General features: G+C 34.7%; 15 protein-coding genes. All 15 read left to right on the plus strand.

The annotated features are described in order from the left end of the window. Positions 1–213: 213 nt before the first annotated feature. The 15 genes from RIV7116_RS28615 (at position 214) to rfbC (ending at position 18,467) form a co-directional block, all read left to right on the plus strand. Complete coding sequence (locus tag RIV7116_RS28615) at positions 214–1,071, plus strand: ABC transporter permease (RefSeq protein ID WP_015121820.1); 858 nt, start codon at positions 214–216, stop codon at positions 1,069–1,071. Between the two features lie 40 nt (positions 1,072–1,111). Then, a complete protein-coding gene (gene gmd / locus RIV7116_RS28620; RefSeq protein WP_015121821.1) occupies positions 1,112–2,185 on the plus strand; it encodes a GDP-mannose 4,6-dehydratase in 1,074 nt (357 codons plus the stop codon). 67 nt (positions 2,186–2,252) lie between these two features. After that, positions 2,253–3,557, plus strand: coding sequence for an ABC transporter ATP-binding protein (locus tag RIV7116_RS28625; protein WP_015121822.1), 1,305 nt, complete (start codon positions 2,253–2,255; stop codon positions 3,555–3,557). 43 nt (positions 3,558–3,600) lie between these two features. After that, the gene (locus RIV7116_RS28630; RefSeq protein ID WP_015121823.1) at positions 3,601–5,403 is read left to right on the plus strand and encodes a methyltransferase domain-containing protein; all 1,803 of its coding nucleotides are present in this window, start codon (positions 3,601–3,603) and stop codon (positions 5,401–5,403) included. Between the two features lie 67 nt (positions 5,404–5,470). Beyond that, on the plus strand, positions 5,471–6,889 hold the full coding sequence (locus RIV7116_RS28635; RefSeq protein ID WP_015121824.1) for a bifunctional 2-polyprenyl-6-hydroxyphenol methylase/3-demethylubiquinol 3-O-methyltransferase UbiG: 1,419 nt from the start codon (positions 5,471–5,473) through the stop codon (positions 6,887–6,889). Continuing rightward, the gene (locus tag RIV7116_RS28640) at positions 6,886–7,932 is read left to right on the plus strand and encodes a glycosyltransferase family 4 protein (RefSeq protein ID WP_015121825.1); all 1,047 of its coding nucleotides are present in this window, start codon (positions 6,886–6,888) and stop codon (positions 7,930–7,932) included. The genes RIV7116_RS28635 and RIV7116_RS28640 overlap by 4 nt, the downstream gene beginning before the upstream one ends. Then, positions 7,929–9,233: a glycosyltransferase gene (locus tag RIV7116_RS28645; RefSeq protein WP_015121826.1), complete on the plus strand. Its 1,305-nt coding sequence runs from the start codon at positions 7,929–7,931 to the stop codon at positions 9,231–9,233. The genes RIV7116_RS28640 and RIV7116_RS28645 overlap by 4 nt, the downstream gene beginning before the upstream one ends. A 277-nt stretch (positions 9,234–9,510) precedes the next feature. Beyond that, on the plus strand, positions 9,511–10,482 hold the full coding sequence (locus RIV7116_RS28650; RefSeq protein WP_015121827.1) for a GDP-mannose 4,6-dehydratase: 972 nt from the start codon (positions 9,511–9,513) through the stop codon (positions 10,480–10,482). 5 nt (positions 10,483–10,487) lie between these two features. After that, on the plus strand, positions 10,488–11,648 hold the full coding sequence (locus RIV7116_RS28655; protein ID WP_015121828.1) for a glycosyltransferase family 1 protein: 1,161 nt from the start codon (positions 10,488–10,490) through the stop codon (positions 11,646–11,648). Next, on the plus strand, positions 11,648–12,751 hold the full coding sequence (locus RIV7116_RS28660) for a glycosyltransferase family 1 protein (RefSeq protein WP_015121829.1): 1,104 nt from the start codon (positions 11,648–11,650) through the stop codon (positions 12,749–12,751). The genes RIV7116_RS28655 and RIV7116_RS28660 overlap by 1 nt, the downstream gene beginning before the upstream one ends. Positions 12,752–13,035: 284 nt before the next feature. After that, on the plus strand, positions 13,036–14,334 hold the full coding sequence (locus tag RIV7116_RS28665; protein ID WP_015121830.1) for an ABC transporter ATP-binding protein: 1,299 nt from the start codon (positions 13,036–13,038) through the stop codon (positions 14,332–14,334). A 1-nt stretch (position 14,335) separates the two neighbouring features. Further along, positions 14,336–15,556: a class I SAM-dependent methyltransferase gene (locus RIV7116_RS28670; protein WP_015121831.1), complete on the plus strand. Its 1,221-nt coding sequence runs from the start codon at positions 14,336–14,338 to the stop codon at positions 15,554–15,556. Positions 15,557–15,594: 38 nt separating this feature from the next. After that, positions 15,595–16,815, plus strand: coding sequence for a glycosyltransferase family A protein (locus RIV7116_RS28675; protein WP_015121832.1), 1,221 nt, complete (start codon positions 15,595–15,597; stop codon positions 16,813–16,815). 70 nt (positions 16,816–16,885) lie between these two features. Then, positions 16,886–17,827 carry a glycosyltransferase family 2 protein gene (locus RIV7116_RS28680; RefSeq protein WP_015121833.1) on the plus strand — a complete coding sequence of 314 codons (942 nt, stop codon included), beginning with the start codon at positions 16,886–16,888 and terminating at the stop codon, positions 17,825–17,827. Between the two features lie 94 nt (positions 17,828–17,921). Continuing rightward, positions 17,922–18,467, plus strand: coding sequence for a dTDP-4-dehydrorhamnose 3,5-epimerase (gene rfbC, locus RIV7116_RS28685; protein WP_015121834.1), 546 nt, complete (start codon positions 17,922–17,924; stop codon positions 18,465–18,467). Positions 18,468–18,721: the final 254 nt, after the last annotated feature.

The raw sequence follows: 18,721 nt of genomic DNA on the forward strand, positions 1-18,721 counted from the left end.
ATCCCCAATCTTTCATAGCCAATTCGTTGTATGATTATTGAAAAATTTTGTTTGCGGAATATGGACAAAAGTAACTTCTATAACCATTAGTTAAAAATATTTCCTGGAGACGGTTGTTTGTAAAGAAGAATGATTGAGGTTTTTAGCGCTTGTTGAACAAAAAATGACCGCTAATTGCTACTTGAGAACTGGTGTGTGAGGAATCAGAAACTTATGCGAACAATAAATGTATTTGTCCGCATCTCAAGCAAGTTAAAACGTGTCTTACCAATAAATGAGCAGTGGTGGACTAAGTTTGATTTGTTGAGAACTTTGGTAAGGCGAGATTTAGAAGCGCGGTATAAAGGTTCTGTACTGGGAAATTTGTGGTCTTTAGTTAATCCACTGTCGCAATTACTAATTTACACCTACGTATTTTCCATTGTATTAAAAGTTAAACTGAGCCTGAAGGGATTAGAAGCTAATGAAAGCGTATCTTTTGGGCTGTGGCTATTTGCAGGGCTGCTTCCTTGGATAGCTTTTAGTACCGGCTTAGTTCAGTCTGCCGGTGCGGTAGTAAATCAACCAAATTTAGTCAAAAAAGTTGTATTTCCCTTAAGTTTACTGCCTTTAGTGCCAATTTTTTCAGCTTTTATCGAGAGTTCTTTGGGCTTGATAATGCTGATTTTTTTTGTAGCGGTTTTTTCCGGAAATTTACATACAACTTTAGCTCTATTACCTTTGGTTTGGATACCTCAGCTACTATTAACCGCTGGTTTGGGGTATTTGGCTGCTGGGTTAACCGTATTTTTACGGGATATTCCGCAAACGTTAAATGTTATTCTTAATATTTGGTTTTACGCAACGCCCATAGTTTACCCAGCTACATCTATTCCCGAAAGCTGGCAAAGCTGGATTTTGTGGTTGAATCCACTAGCCGCGATCGCAGAAGTTTACCGTGACTTCGTTTTAGTAGGAGAGGTTAAGCATTGGGGCGAATTGGGAGTCGCTTTTACTATATCGGGGATTATATTTTTTATCGGTATTTTAACATACAGAAAATTACGTCCGGGTTTTGCAGATGTACTTTAGTATACATGTGTAATCGCAGATAATTACAGGGAGGCTAAGTATGGTGAGGAAAGCGTTAATTACTGGTATAACCGGTCAAGATGGTTCTTATCTAAGCGAATTATTGTTAGAAAAGCGTTATGAAGTTCATGGTGTTATTCGCCGTACTTCTACTTTCAATACTGATAGAATCGACCATATTTATACCGACCCCCATAGCGATAATGCAAGATTGTTTCTCCACTATGGCGATTTAACCGATGGTACAACCTTACGCCGTATTTTAGAAACGGTAAAGCCAGATGAAATTTACAATTTAGGTGCCCAGTCCCATGTACGTGTAAGTTTTGATTCACCTGAATATACAGCCGATACTGTGGGAATGGGAGCATTACGCTTATTAGAAGCCTTGCGAGATTATCAGCAGCGGACTGGGCTTGATGTTCGTTTTTACCAAGCCGGTTCTTCCGAGATGTTTGGTAAAGTGCGAGAAGTTCCTCAGTTAGAAGAAACACCGTTCTATCCTCGCAGCCCTTATGCTTGCGCGAAAGTATTTGCTCATTGGCAGACGGTAAACTACCGCGAATCCTACGGATTATTTGCCTGTAACGGGATTTTATTTAACCATGAATCACCCCGCCGTGGAGAAACTTTTGTTACTAGAAAAATTACTCGTGCTGTTGCGAACATAGTAGCAGGGAAGCAACAAAAGCTTTATATGGGCAACATAGACGCAAAGCGAGATTGGGGATATGCGAAAGATTACGTGCAAGCAATGTGGTTAATGTTGCAGCGTAAGCAAGCGGATGATTATGTCATAGCAACGGGAGAAACTCATTCGGTACGCGAGTTTTTGGATATTGCTTTTAACTATGTGAATCTAGATTGGCAAGATTATGTAGCTTTTGACGAACGATATTTACGCCCAGCAGAAGTTGATTTATTAGTTGGCGATGCAAGTAAAGCAAAACAAGAATTAGGTTGGAAGCAGACTGTTAGTTTTGAAGAATTAGTCAAGTTGATGGTAGAAGCAGATTTGCAGGTTTTAGGCTTAGTTTCTCCTAACGGTAATAGCAAATTTGCGGTGTCAGATAATGCCACTACTCGTAACAAATCGAGAACTTTAATAGCCTAGGTTTATTGATTTGAGAGCCTTATTGATTCGCGAATATTCTGAGTTCAGATAGTAAGAATCTAGTGTTATGGGTGAGGAAGTTGCAATTTCCCTGAAGAATATTTCCAAATGTTACAAACGCTATGCTCGTCCCGTGGATCGGCTGAAAGAAATTTTACTGCCAGGTAAGAGCTATGCTCAAGATTTTTGGGCGTTAAAAGATATTAATTTGGAAATTAATCAAGGCGAGACGGTAGGAATTATCGGTCAAAATGGTTCTGGAAAAAGTACGCTATTACAGGTTATTGCCAGAACATTGACACCGACTACCGGAGAAGTATTTGTTAATGGTAGGGTTTCAGCTTTATTAGAATTGGGTAGCGGTTTTAATCCCGAATTTACAGGCAGACAAAATGTCTTCTTTAATGGCAGGATATTAGGATTAAGTAAGGAAGAAATAGCTGCTAAATATGATGATATTGCAGCTTTTGCTGAAATCGGAGAATTTATAGATCAGCCTGTTAAGACTTATTCTAGCGGGATGTTTGTAAGATTAGCATTTGCCGTTGCCGTTAATGTGAATCCTGAAATTCTGATTGTCGATGAGGCTTTAGCCGTTGGTGATATATTTTTTCAGCAAAAATGTTTTGAAGCAATAAAAAATCTTAAAGATTTAGGAACTTCCCTATTATTCGTTTCCCACGATTCAACTGCTGTATACAAGCTTTGTCAAAGAGCTTTATTAATAGAAACAGGACAAATATTATTGGACTCTAAACCAAAAACGGTTATTGATTTATATGAGGCTAAGCTTTTAAAACAAAAAGATGTAGAATCGGAAAAAATTGAAGTTCAGATGTTTTCTGATTTAAATAATGAAATCATAAAAAATCAAAACTCATCAACTATTAGTACAGATTTAAAAGAAGTATCAATTAATGTTTCAGATGTTTATGTAGAGTATGTAAAATTCTTAGATATAAAGAATAAGGAAGTAGATGTTCTTATTAGCGAACATACTCTAAAAATAATAGTTGGATTATCCTTTTTAAAGTGTTTTGAAGACCCACATATTGGTTTTAAGATTCGAGATATAAAAGGAGAAGTTATTTTCGAGACTAATACTTATTGCATGAAAGAAAGCATTGGTAAAGTAGAAGAAAATGACTTCTATGAATTTTGTTTTGAATTTCAAATTCCTATTTTAGCAGGTGAGTATAGTATTTCTATTGGTGTTAGTGAAATTGGATATGGAGAAGGAAGTTTTAAAAGAACTTTAGTTTATAGCCACAATGTCGCTAAATTAAAAATTTTAAGTAACAAAGACTCTATTCTCTGGTCTGGTATTGTTAATCTAAAACCGTCTTTTTATAAACGTAAAGTCTCAGTTTAAGCTCAATAGTGATTCAGAATTTAAGTCAGCACAATAATACATTATGTTTGAATCAATAATTAAAACATATAAATCTACAAATTATAATTTTATAGAAACTGCTAATCCGCACGATCCATTAGCGTCTTCGTTTCAAGATTGGGTTAACTACTATAAGCTAAAGTGGTCAATTGCTAATGTCTTAAAACCTAATTCTATTTTGGAAATAGGAGTTCGCTTTGGTTATTCCGCAGTAGCTTTTCTTGAAGCATACCCATCAGCTAAATATGTTGGGATTGATTTAGATACAGATTTTTTCGGTGGGGTTAAAGGAGGAATTAATTGGGCAAAAAAAATTACTAAACCATTTAATACTGAGTTTATCGTTGCGAATACACAAACTATGAAGTTGTTTCCAGGTGATGTGTATGACTTAATTCACGTGGATGGACAACAGGATGGAGACGGTTCGCTTCATGATTTAGAACTTGCTATAAAGCAAGGAAAATACATATTAATGGACGGATATCTGTGGACAAGTCAAAATTTTCTCGCAGCTAATGATTTTTTACTCAAGAATGCAGATTTATTGGATTGGTATGGTGTAATACCTGGCTATGCAGGAGAACTGCTAATAAAAGTATCAGAAAACTATTTGAATCAAACTCATAAATTAGAAACAACAGCTTCTTCTAGTTTGGATATTCGTCAAACTTATACAAAAGATTATTTTACACAAGACTGTGGAGGATTTGAAGCTTACAAAAAAAATAAGGGCAAAATTTTACAAGACCCAAGAATAATAGCTGTAGCAAATATTTCTGGTTATAAAAAGTCTGGTCGCGTACTTGATTTAGGTTGTGGTAGAGGAGAGCTTAGTTACTATTTTGCTAGTCAAGGTTTTTCTGTCACCTCTATAGATTATTCTAAAAATGCAATTGAATTAGCGCAAAAATGTTTTGATGGAGATGAGCAGTTAAGAGATAACGTAGAATTTATTTGTAACGATGTTTGTAGTGTGGAACTTTCAGGTAAATATGATTTAGCAGTTGCATCCGATATTATTGAGCATTTAAATTTTACGGAAGTAGATAGGCTTTATCAAAAAGTATCTCAGTCTCTTTATCGCAACGGTTTATTTGTTTTACACACCTTTCCTAATTCCTGGTACTACAAATATCACTATCCGTATCGAAGAAAAATCGCAGCTTCTGTTGGAGCTTATTTACCTCCTGAACCTCGTTCTAGATATGAATTGCTCATGCATATTAACGAGCAATCTCCACGAGTTTTAAAAAAGCAATTAAGTAAACACTTTGAGCATGTATGTGTATGGTTTGGAGAACCTCTGAATCCAGGAGGAAGCTTGGTACAACATTTTACTAAAGCAGAAATGCGTGCCTCTCCTAGCTTATTTGCAATTGCTGCTCACGAACCAATAAATTATGAGCAAATCAAAAACAATTTGCACATGAAAATATTGCCTTCTATATCTAACGAAGAAATTAGTTTAATAGTTACAAAGCATCCCCAGGTAGTAGATGTTAATAGTGAATTTATGATTCACTTAGAAATTGGAAATTATAGTGATTTTGTCCTGAATAGCTATGGCGATCGCCCAGTACATATTGCATATCACTGGATGAATCAGACCGCTGAGGATTATATTATTTTTGATGGGGAAAGAACAAAGATTATACCGAGTTTAAATAAATCCGTACAGAAAATTAAATATAAAGCGAAGGTAAAAGCACTTTCAGAAAAAGGTAATTACCTTCTAAGAGTTACCCTAGTACAAGAAGGTGTGCGATGGTTTGACACACAATCAACTAATTTATATCAAGATGTCTATATAGAAATTCAGTAATATTTGCTTAGGTTTATAAATTAAATAATTATTAAAGAATAAGAAGTATTTAGGTAAGATAAAAAATATGATTGAATCAAACAATCCCGAAATAAATGTTGAAAAATTGATGCAAAAAATTCGGGAAGAAGTAGATAAAGGAAAGAATCAAAATCAACAACCTCTTGCAGCTGTAAATTCTAATGCAGGAAAATTAAATTTCAACTTCAATTATATCGAGGCTTTAATTCAAAATGCTGAAAAAAGAGCCTTTGTAAGAACAAAATTACCAGAGAAATTAAATAGATTTTCTTTTCCTCTCAGCAATAAGATTAAGCAATACGGTTTAAAAATATTTAACTTTATATTTAGAGACCAAAGAGAAGTAAATTTTAACTTAATTAGTGCTTTAAAGCAATCGATAGTTATAAACCGTCAACTTATTAAAGAAATTGAGAATTTACGTTTGCAATTGAATGATTATTCAAGTAATAACGAAAATACTATTCAGAGTTTGAATAGCCAAATAGATGAATTAAAGACAGGTATTAGTCATGTAGACAAGCAATTTAATGAATTAGACTCCGGTATTAGCCAACTAGATGAGCTAAGTAAAAAATTAAGTACAGATATTAATCAAATAAATCGATTTGACCAACGCTTAAATGAAATCAATACTGATGTTAAATCTCTAAAAGATAGTTATTTACACAATGATATTTTTATTAAAAATGATCTAGGGCAGCAAAAGCGTTTAATTACAATGCTTTTAGAACAAGCACGCCAACGCTTACCAGAAACTTTGAATCAAGAGGAATCGCAATATGTTGTTAAGCAAGAAAAACATTTGACAGATGCGTTTTATGTTGCTTTTGAAGACAAATTTCGCGGTACCCGTGAGAACATTTTAAATAGATTAAAGGTTTATTTACCATTAATTGAAGACGCAAAAATTGGTACACCTGAAAAACCCATCCTAGATGTAGGTTGCGGTAGAGGAGAATGGTTAGAATTGTTGCGGGAGTCTGGCTATACAGCTAGAGGCATAGATATCAATAAAGTGATGATTGAGCAGTGTCTTTCTAGAGGACTCGATGTGATTGAATCTGATGTAATTTTATATTTACAGTCCTTTGAAGATAACAGTTTAGGAGCAATCTCGGGCTTTCATATTATTGAACACTTGCCATTTGAGACTCTGATGACTTTGTTCGCAGAAGCCATAAGAGTTATTAAACCAGGTGGGTTAATAATTTTTGAAACACCAAATCCAGAGAATGTAATTGTTGGCAGTTATTCGTTTTATTCCGATCCTACTCATAGAAATCCTTTGCCAAGTCCAACAATCAAATTTGTTGCTGAATATTACGGTTTGAAACAAGTCAAAATCATGAACCTAAATCCTTATCCCAAAGAATTTATGTTTTCAGGTTCGGATGTTGAAAAATGCTTCGAGAAATATTTTTACGGGGCGCAAGATTATGCAGTGATAGGATTTAAATCATGAGAGTATTAATAGTAACTGTTCAAGTTCCGTTTGTGAAAGGTGGTGCGGAGATACTTGCTCAACAGTTAGTTAAAGCTGTTAATAAAGCAGGTCATGAAGCAGAAATAGTTGAAATACCTTTTAAGTGGTATCCTCCTGAAAGGATTTTAGATCATATGCTAGCTTGCCGCTTACTAGATTTATCGGAAATTTGCGGTCAAACTATTGATAGAGTTATAGGGCTAAAGTTTCCAGCATATTTAGTCGAGCATCCTAATAAAGTTATGTGGCTACTTCATCAGCATCGTTCGGCATACGATTTATGGGGTACCGATTATTGCGATTTAATGCACTCTGCTAATGGATTGCAAATTCGTGAAGCAATTAATAATGCTGATAACAAGTCATTTGAAGAGTGTATTTCTGTTTTTACTATTTCTAAAAATGTTAGTAAACGCTTAGCGAACTTTAATCAGATAAATTCTACACCGCTTTATCATCCTCCCCAAAATTCAGAACTTTTTTACTGTGAAGAGATAGAAGATTACTTTTTCTTCCCAAGTAGGTTATGCACTATAAAAAGACAGGAACTTGTAATTGAAGCTCTTTCAAAAACAAATAACAATGTGAAAGTATTTTTTGCAGGTAAAGCAGACGATGGCAGTTATACTCAACATCTAATTGATGTCGCGAATAAATTAGGTGTTTCCGAAAAAGCAATATTTCTAGGTGCAATTAGCGAAGAGGAAAAAATCCGGTATTATGCAAAAGCTCTAGGTGTTATTTATCCACCTTTGGATGAAGATTATGGCTATGTAACTTTAGAAGCAATGCTCGCATCTAAACCTGTGATTACTTGTAAAGATTCTGGAGGTTCCTTAGAGTTTATTGCCCATGAAAAAACAGGTTTAGTTAATGATTCCAACCCTTTATCTCTTGCGACAGCAATGGATGAATTATGGGAAAATCGTTCTTATTCAAAATATCTCGGCAAAGCTGGAAGAGAATATTACGATAGCCTCAATATTACATGGTCTACCGTTGTGCAAAATTTAATTCAATGAAAATTAATTGGTTTTCTCCTCTACCACCAGCCAAGACTGGTATTGCTGAATACACGAAATGTCTACTTCCCGCTTTAAGCTCCCATGCTGAAGTATTTCTGTGGACAGATAGAAAACAATGGGATTCAGATTTAGAACAATATGCTAAAGTTCGCCATTATGATTTAGCAGATATACCTTGGTTTGAAATTAATCAAGCTGATTTAAACATATATCACATTGGTAATAATCGAGATTTTCACTATGCAATATGGCAAATTAGTGCCCAATGTCCGGGATTAGTTGTTTTACATGATTTGAGATTACAAGATTTTTTTGCTGGTATCTATCACAGGCAAAAATTGGGTAGAGATACATATATTTCTCATATGAAGCGATATTATGGTAAAGAAGGAGAACAAGTAGCCCAAAGTTTTTGGAATGGCACTTTAACAACTGAATACATAGCCGAACTTTATCCTCTTACACCTTTGGCTTTAGAAAATGCAGTCGCAACTGTAGTTCATACTAAAGAGGCTTTTAATAATCTTAAAGACAATAATAACTTGTTGGTTGGCTATGCACCGCTACCTTATTTTGATAATCAACAAGTCGCAATAAATAATCGACTTGCTGACAAACCATTTCGACTTATAATTTTGGGGTATATTGGACCTAATCGTTGCCTCGAAGCTGTTTTAAAAGCTTTGTCTAGCCTCGAACAAAAGGATTTGTTTCGTTTAGATATTTATGGTCAAGTTTGGGATAAGGACTACATTTGCCATCAAATTCAACAATTAGGTCTTACTAAGCTAGTAAAAATACATGGTTTCGTAGAAGATGAGGAACTAGATTCGGCTTTGGCAAATGCTCATTTAGCAATTAATCTACGTTATCCTACTATGGGAGAAGCATCCTTAAGTCAACTTAGGATTTGGAGCCATGCACTACCTAGTTTAGTGACACAAATTGGTTGGTATGCAGAGCAAACTGAAACTACGGTTTTATTTGTACGTCCGAAGCAGGAAATTGAAGATATCTGCCACCATCTTACTAATTTGATTGATAATCCTGAATTCTTCGCACAGATAGGCAGAAATGGACAAAAAATATTACGAGAACGTCACAATCCAGAGATTTATGCCCAGGCGATCGCCAACTTTGCATACAAAGCTAAAAAATATCAGTCATCCTCTGTTGCATACAAATTAGCAGAAAAAATAAGTAGAGATTTGAGTCATTGGATGAGTTATGAACTCTCCAACGACCAGATACAAAGAACAGCAGAAGCTATACATTTTATTACTAATTCACAGTTGTAAAATTAAATAATAAATTGGTAAATCCAGTTAATAAAAATAACGTTTTTGTTTATTAAATTTTGATAATAAAATTATGATAAAACCACTCTTTTTATAAATTAACCCTATAAGGATATCACTTTATTTTCAATCTCTCAGAACATAGCAATAGGTATAGCATCAAAATAAAAACATATCAGCGAACTGATTCTATGAATTTACACTCAGCATTATTTAAAGACAAATAACAAATAACAAACTTCAAGTCGAAGTTGTAAATATCATAATTGGAAAACTAATGACTAAAAAAGCCCTCATCACCGGTTTAACAGGACAAGACGGTTCCTATCTCGCGGAACTCCTAGCTTCTAAAGGCTACCAAGTATACGGATTAGTTCGCCGTACTAGTACTAGTAGCCTAGAGCGTATCAGCCATCTCGGGAGTCAAGTTGAAATTGTCTCGGGTGATTTATTAGACCAGTGCTCTTTGATGGATGTCATAAATGACACCGAGCCGGATGAAATTTATAATCTTGCTGCTCAAAGTTACGTTCCTTTATCTTGGACGCAACCGGCTTTAACTGCGGAATATACTGCTCTGGGTGTATCTAGATTACTAGAGTCTATTCGCCGCTGTAAACCGGATGCGAGATTTTATCAAGCTTCAAGTAGTGAAGTTTTCGGGCAGCCGGATGAGTCTCCACAAACTGAGCGCACTGCTTTTCGTCCCCGCAATCCCTATGGTGTTGCGAAAGCCTACGCTCACTGGATGACTGCTAATTATCGTCAGCACTATCACTTGTATGCTTGTTGCGGCATTACCTATACTCACGAATCACCACGGAGGGGTGCGGAGTTCGTATTTCGTAAAATTACCAGCACTGCTGCCAAGATAAAACTCGGACTTGCAAAGGAGTTAAGGCTGGGTAATCTCGAAGCAAAGAGAGATTGGTGTTATGCCAAAGATGCTGTCAGGGCAATGTGGTTAATGTTACAGCAAGAAAAGCCAGACGATTACATTATTGCTAGCGGTGAAACTCATTCTGTAAAAGAACTCGTAGAGTGCGCTTTTAGTAGTGTAGGTTTAAGTTGGCAAGACTATGTTTCTGTAGATCCAGAATTTTACCGTCCAGATGAACCAGTGCAGCTAATTGGTTCTATTGATAAAATTAAAAATCAGTTAGATTGGCAACCAGAATATTCCTTCGCACATTTAGTGGAATCGATGGTTGAATACGATTTGAAGAAGTTAACTGACAGCCAAGTTTAAGTAATATGTTACAAGTTGTCATTGATGCCACTCCAATTGCTCCTAAACCAAGTGGAGTTGGCTTTTATGTTGCTAATTTAATCTCGGCTTTACAACGATTGCAAGCACAGGATGATTTCCAATTGGGAATAGCTTTTCAGCCCGGTTTAAAAAAGTGGTTGCGGGGAGATTGGAGCTTTCCCGATTGTTTGCAGAAGCATCCTAATTTGCGTTTATTTCCGATGCCGGTTAGAGTTTCTAATCTGCTAATTTCTAATAATATCAATCCAGTTATATCGTATTTTGAAAAGTTTTTTGGCTATCCTAATATAGTCCACGGTACAAATTACTCGGTTTATCCTTGCCATAAAAGTCGTAAGGTAATGAATTTGTACGACCTGACTTTTATTAAATATCCTCAGTTTACTAATTCTGTTGTGGAAACATATACGGAAAAAGTAAAGCAGTGTTTGCAGTGGACTGATTTAGTATTAACGATTTCTGAAAGTTCCAAACAAGATATTATTAAATACTTGCAGGTAGATGAAAAAAAAGTTGTTGTTACACCTTTAGCTAGTCGTTATCATAATAATTATCTGACCGATGAGAGAGTAGAGGAGTTAAGCAAGCAAATTAAGTACGATTTTTCTCAGCCTTATTTGCTGTTTGTTAGTACTATAGAACCGAGAAAAAATATTAAGGCAATAATTTCAGCTTTTAATTACTTAAAAGAAAAGCATAAAATTCCCCATAATTTGGTGATGATTGGTCGAAAAGGATGGCATTATGAACCAATATTTTCTGCCATTGAACAATCTCCTTGGCAAAGCCAAATTTATCATCTTGATTATTTATCAGATGCAATGGTAGCTCTATTTTATGCAAAAGCAGATGCATTTGTTTATCCTTCTCACTATGAAGGATTTGGTTTGCCCGTACTCGAAGCAATGACTTTGGGTACTCCGGTGGTAACTTCTAATAATTCATCATTACCGGAGGTTGCTGGAGATGCAGCTTTATTAATTAATCCCGATGAGCCGATGCAGCTTGCTGAAGCTATTTTAAAATTAATTAGCGATTCTCAGTTGCGTCAAGAATTTGTTGAGAAAGGTAAGAAAAGAGCTAAAATGTTTTCCTGGGAAAGAACTGCGGCAGAAACTTTGAAAGCTTATAGAAGTATTATGTAATGAATTTAGATACTTCCCTTAGTAGCAATTTAATTATCAATTTATCTATCATATTTTCTCAACCTACAGGCATAAGCAACTATGCCCAAAACCTTTTTCCTTACTTAAAATTTCTTCAACCGACTCTTTTAACTTCTCAAAGATATCCTGATTTTGATTGTTATGAGATACCTAATAATCTGACTCCCGCACAAGGTACAAAAGGACATTTAAATCGTTTAATATGGACGCAGTTTCAACTACCGAAAATTTATCAACAGTTAAAATCAAATTTATTATTTTCACCAATTCCTGAAGCGCCGATTAATTCCAAATGCCGCTACGTCGTTACTTTTCACGATGCAATTCCTTTACGTTTTCCAAAAAAACGTTCGCCTCTAACATATTATCATCGTTATTACGTTCCTCGAATACTCAGAAAAGCAGAACATATTATCTGCAATTCTGAAGCTACAGCCAAAGATATTCATCATTTTTATCAAGCTCCTAAAAGTAAGATTACTCCAATTCTTTTAGCACACGATACTCAACATTTTCGACCTTTAGCTAATAATAATATTCAGCAAGATAATCCTTATTTTCTTTATTTGGGAAGACAAGATCCCTATAAAAATTTACAGCGCATAATTTCAGCATTTGCAGCGTTACCAATCAGCCATGAATATCAATTATGGTTTGCAGGCTCCGAGGATAAACGCTATACACCTTTATTAAAAACACAAATACAAGAATTAGGTATTACCGAACGAGTTAAATTTCTCAATTACGTACCTTATAGCGAATTACCGAAAATTATTAATCAAGCTGTAGCCTTAGTATTTCCAAGTTTGTGGGAAGGTTTTGGATTTCCGGTATTGGAAGCAATGGCTTGCGGCACTCCGGTAATTACTTCCAATATTTCATCTTTACCAGAAGTTGCTGGAGATGCTGCAATTTTAGTTAATCCCTATCATACGGGTGAACTTACTGAAGCAATGCAGTTAATAGCTACCGACGAGCAGTTACGAAATAGTTTATCTAACCTAGGAATAGAAAGAGCTAAAGAGTTTAGTTGGGAGAAAACCGGGAAAGCTACGGTAGAAGTTTTATCGCGTTTTGTTTAATCATAAGCAGGAAGGCTGGAATTGCAATAGGGAATTTAACCTATGTTTATTAAAAGAAGAAGTGATATTTCCTTCTTCCTTACGAAGGAAGTTCGTTCAAATGTACTGAATTTATAGCCAAGATTTTTAGTGCAAATACAATTCGGCAAATTGGCAACTCAAACAAAATAAAACTCTTTACAATCAACTGGAATAATAAAAAAACTGCTTGTAGGGCAGTATTGTATACAGCTTCAAACAGGGCGATAGAGCATCATACCGGTTGATATTTAGCAGCCTTCATCATGAGTGAAGACATAGCCATCGCTTTGAGAAATGTCTCGAAATGCTTTCAGAGATATGCTCATCCAGTTGATAAATTGCAGGAAATTTTATTCCCAGGTAAAAACAAAACCTCGCAATTTTGGGCAATACGAGATGTTGATTTAGAAATAAAAAAAGGACAAACAGTAGGCATTGTTGGCAGAAATGGTTCCGGTAAAAGTACGCTGCTACAAATTATTGCAGGTACTTTAACACCAACCACGGGGGAGGTAGTTGTCAGGGGTAGAGTTTCGGCTCTGTTAGAACTTGGAAGTGGTTTTAATCCGGAGTTTACGGGAAAACAAAATGTTTTTTTCAATGCAAGATTGTTGGGATTAAGTCAACAAGAAATTGAAAATAAATTTGATGAAATCGCCGCTTTTGCTGATATCGGAGATTTTATTAAGCAGCCTGTAAAAACTTATTCTAGCGGCATGTTTGTTCGTCTAGCTTTTGCAGTAGCTGTGAACGTTGAGCCAGAAATTTTAATCGTAGATGAAGCTTTAGCTGTTGGAGATATTGTTTTTCAACATCGCTGTATGCGACGAATGCGAAGCTTAATGGATAGTGGGGTAACTACTTTGTTTGTATCTCACGATTCTGGTGCAATTAAAACATTATGTAATTCAGCAATCATGATTGACAGCGGTAAGATTCATGCTTCTGATACACCTAATAATGTAATTATTCAATACATGAAATTGGTTACAGAAAGTGAATTGGCGTTAGTTAATCCAGCAAATGATTATCAACAAGATGCTGTTTTAGAACCTACAGGGGAAACCACTTCTGAAATAAAATTAGCACAAACTCGAAGAGGAAATCGTAAAGCATTAATTGAAAATATCCGGTTATTTCATCAATGCGGGGAAGAAGCCGAGGCAAATCCAGTTTTTGGGTTTAACGAGCAGGTAAGGTTGCTTGTTGAAGTAAGAGTTTATCAAGAGTTGCAGGGTTGTATTGTGGGTTTTTTCGCTTGCGATAAAAACGGCAATGAACTGATTGGTAGCAATACTATTGAAGAAAATCAACCTATTGATAAATTAGCAGCGGGGACTAATTTACAAATTGAGTTTTTATTCAAATTACCATTACGCCCTAGTTCTTATAGTTTAACGGTAGCTGGTGCAGAAAACTATACAGCAATGACATTCGATTGGATTGATAATGCTATCGTTTTTCAAGTATTACCACCAGATACGGGAAAAAGAATTCATGCTTTAGTAGATACACCAATAAGCGTCAAAGTATCGCAGAAAAATTTACCAACAAGAGCATAATATGATGAATGCTGATTGGGAAAAGGATTATCCTGCATTAGAAAATTTTTTAGAAAAAGATTTAGATGAAAACAGTAGCTTAAAGAAAATGCTGCGCTTGATAGGAAAGCAAAAGCGCGTTGTTGACTTTGGCTGCGCTACCGGTTATTTTGCTCGCTTGCTTAACAACCGAGGTTGCGAAGTTGTCGGAGTAGAAATAAATTCTAAGGCTGCGAAAGTTGCTCAAAATTACTGTGAGGAAGTAATTGTTGCCGATTTAGATTTTGTTTCTTTAGATGAAATTCTATCGGATAAAATAGCTTCCGAAAAATTTGATGTGGCAGTATTTGGCGATATTTTAGAACATCTCCGCAATCCTTGGAAGCTTTTAGAAGAAACTCGCAAGTTACTCAAACCTGAAGGTTTCGTGATTGCTTCTATACCAAATATTGCTCATGGTGCCATAAGACTGGCTTTGTTAGAGGGAAATTTTGAATATAAAGCACTGGGAATTCTTGATAATACTCATCTCAGGTTTTTTACTCGCAAAACCGTCGCGCAACTATTTGAAGATTCAGGTTATTTAGTAGATGTAATAGAGCCAACTAAATTACCTATTTATGCTAACTCCGATCTAATTCCAATTATCGAAAAAAATAATTTTGATCCTAATATTACTAATGAAATTGAACGAGATGAAGATGCTGATACATTACAATTTGTGATTCGAGGATATCCTATTTCTTTAGAAAATAAATATTCCAAACTATATAAACAGTATCTTGAAGTTACAGAAGAATTAAATAACTATCATACCCAGTTGGATAATCTACAAACAGACTTACAGCAATCAAAATTACAACTTCAAGTTAGAAATACAGAGTTTGAACAAAATTTAACAAAGTTAAAGCAGAGTCAAGCAAAATTACAAGAAGAACAAAATAAGTTACAGCAAACTCAACTTCAATATCAAGGAGTAAAAAATCAACTTCAAGAAACTCAAAGGGAACTAGAAGAATCACAAAATCAATTTCAACAAGCGCAAACGCATTTAGAGCAACAAGAAAATCAGCTACAGCAAGTACAGCAATATTGGCAAGACAATCAGCTTAAGTTGCAAGAAGCACATGCAGGATGGGAACACTGCCAACAAATTATTAAAGCCATGGAAACCAGTAAATTTTGGAAGTTGCGTACAGCTTGGTTAAATTTCAAGCATTCCCTAGGTTTGAAAATCAAATGATGAATGTAATGTAGCCTTATAATTAAGAGTTTTTGAACGTGACTATCCACACCAAAAAATATCAGTTAACCGTAAACCAAGAACAACTAAATATTCGTCATTCTCAAATTTTAACCAATTACCAACAATTAGAACAAAAATATTTTCCGCAAACTGGATGTCATCAGCAATTAGAAATTACTCAACCGCTGCGAATAAAAAACACAGATTTTAACTTAGAAGAAAAAAGATTATTAGTTATATCGCGTTTGCAGGCTGCTAATATTTGTAAAAGTAAAGGATACAAACCTTGGCAAATAATTTCAAATCAAGCATATGAAAATTGTCAAAATCCTTGTATCACTATCATTATCACGTTATTTAACTATTCTCAGTACATTCATGAATGTTTAAATAGCGTATCGCAATCTGATATTTCTCATTTACCAGGAAATATAGAAATTCTAGTTATTGACGATTGTTCTGTTGATAATTCAGCAACTCTTGTTGAAGAATATTTAGAAAACTCTAATTTACCTATATCTTTAGTAAAAAAGTGGTTTAATACAGGCTTAGCTGATGCTAGAAATATTGGCTTAAATATCGCTCGTTCTCCTTATATATTTATTTTAGACGCTGATAATTGGATTTATCCTAACTGTTTAGAAATTCTTTACCAAAATATCAATAACTCTCAGTATGCTGCTGTTTATGCTGAAATTATCAAATTTGATAATCACAGTAGAAAAGAACTAAATAAACTTTCTTGCGATGAATGGGATGTCACTAAATTAATTAAACAGCCATACATTGACGCTATGGCTATGTTTAACAAAGATATGTTACTTAAAGTAGGTGGATATTCTACAGATTTAATTGAATATGGCTGGTTTGGCTGGGATGATTATGATGTTTGGTTAAAACTAGCTCAGTCTAATTATTTGTGTAAGTTTGTTCCTGAAGTTCTGAGTGCCTACAGAGTTCATTCCACTTCGATGATTAATACTACTAATAAGTACGCACTTAACCTTGCGAAATATTTTTGTCAAAAATTTTCTGATATCGCTCAAAAATATCAGACATCTGAGATGATATTCGGTTTTTCTCAACAAGAATTATATTCACAAAAATATCATCTAAAGGAAGATAATACTCAAAAATTATTAGAAGAGCTTCAGTTTGCTTATACTCAAATTGCAGCCATGAAATCAAGTAAGTTTTGGAAACTTAGAACTCAATGGCTGAGAATTAAAAAAAAATTTGGATTCTCAGAAAGTTGAAGTTTACGGCAGATACTTTTTAAGTATATAGAGATTTTCTGCCCAAATATATTTAGCAACAATACATATCATGCTAATAAAAAAAACCTATAAAGTAGCAGCTTACATAACTGCTTATCAAGACAGCGAAGCACTTGAAAACACTATTACCTCTATCCAAAAACAGTCTTATCCTATATCGGAAATATTTATTGTTGATAATTCCACCGAACCAATTATCTCACCGACACAATATCAAAACATTATCATTGATTCTCATCCCGAAAATGTCGGAGTTGATGGAGGTTTAAATATATCTCTAAAATGGGCTATAGAACAAGGGTATGATTTTTTATGGCTTTTCGATCAAGACAGCCAACCTTTAACTGATAGTTTAGAAATTTTGTTAGCAAAATATCAAGAATTATCTGCAAAAAACCATCATGTAGGCATAATTTCACCAAGAATACTTGATATTAATACTTCACAAGAATTTCCCGGACATATTTTTCAAGATTATAAATTTGTACCAAAACCAGGATATTTAGAAGCAGAAGATTATTATTCTTGTGATGGTGTAATCACTTCAGGCTCTCTTGTTAATTTGAATGCGGCAAAATCTGTTGGACTTCCTCAAAATAATTTTTTTCTTGATGCAGTAGACTATGCTTATTGCAAAAAATTTAGACAATTCAATTATGAAATTATCGTAGTAAAAAATACAGCCCTTCAACATCGCCTTGGAAATTATTCTAAAGTAAAAGATAGGCGCTCTAAAAAACATAATGAAATCGTAACTTTCACTTGTTCTCCATCTCGTTATTACTATGCTTGTCGAAATCATACTTATTTTGAAACTCGTCAATCAAATAAGCGGATGTTATACTTTTGTATCATCCATCGATTCAAATTTATGATAAATATGATAAAGAGAATTACACGTTACGAACCCAATTTAGTCTTACTCAAAGTCTGGGCTTGTACATTCGGGACTTTTGACGGTTTAAGAGGTAGACTCGGCAAAACTTGGTAAAACTTATATTTATCGTCATTTAAAATTATTTGTTACAAATTTTCTCCCTAAACGGCAGTAATATAAAAATTCAGGAATAGTTAATGATAAATCAATGAAAATCATTTCAGCAGAAATTCCTGATATTCTAATTGTTGAACCACAAATTTTTCACGACGAACGTGGGTTTTTCTTTGAAGCCTTTAACTTAAAAAAATTGATTGCCAAAACTGGTATTAAGTTTGACTTTGTTCAGGATAATCATTCTTACTCCAAACAAAATGTATTGCGCGGTTTGCATTATCAAATCATACAGCCGCAAGGTAAGTTAGTGCGTGTAATCGCTGGCAATATATTTGATGTTGCCGTAGATATTAGAAAAAGTTCTTCTACTTTCGGTAAGTGGGTTGGTTATGAAATTAGTGCGGAAAATAAACGTCAGATATGGATACCTCCGGGCTTTGCTCATGGTTTTGTAGTCCTCTCTGAAGTTGCCGAAGTCATATATAAAACTACAGATTATTATGCGCCTCAAGGAGAACGTACCCTGCTTTGGAACGATACCGATTTAAATATTGATTGGCAAATAAATACTGAGCCGATTCTTTCTCCAAAGGATGCAATAGGTAAACCCTTGAGAAAAATAGACGTTTTTCCTTGATATCGAAAAATTTCGGTTTCTATAAATTTATTATCTGGTTAATAGCTATCTGGGAAAAACATTTGTATGGTTTCAAATTTACCCGAATACTAATCATCTGCACCCTTTCCTAGATTCATCGGAAGCTGGAAAATGAAGCCTCTGCTCCTAAGAGAGAGGTTTTTCTATTTTCAGAGATGTCTAATCACCAACAAATAGTCAAAGGAGAGATTATGATACAACATCTCTGATTTTTCGGTATTTTTAATTGAAAA

The organism is Rivularia sp. PCC 7116, from assembly GCF_000316665.1.
Classification (GTDB): domain Bacteria; phylum Cyanobacteriota; class Cyanobacteriia; order Cyanobacteriales; family Nostocaceae; genus Rivularia.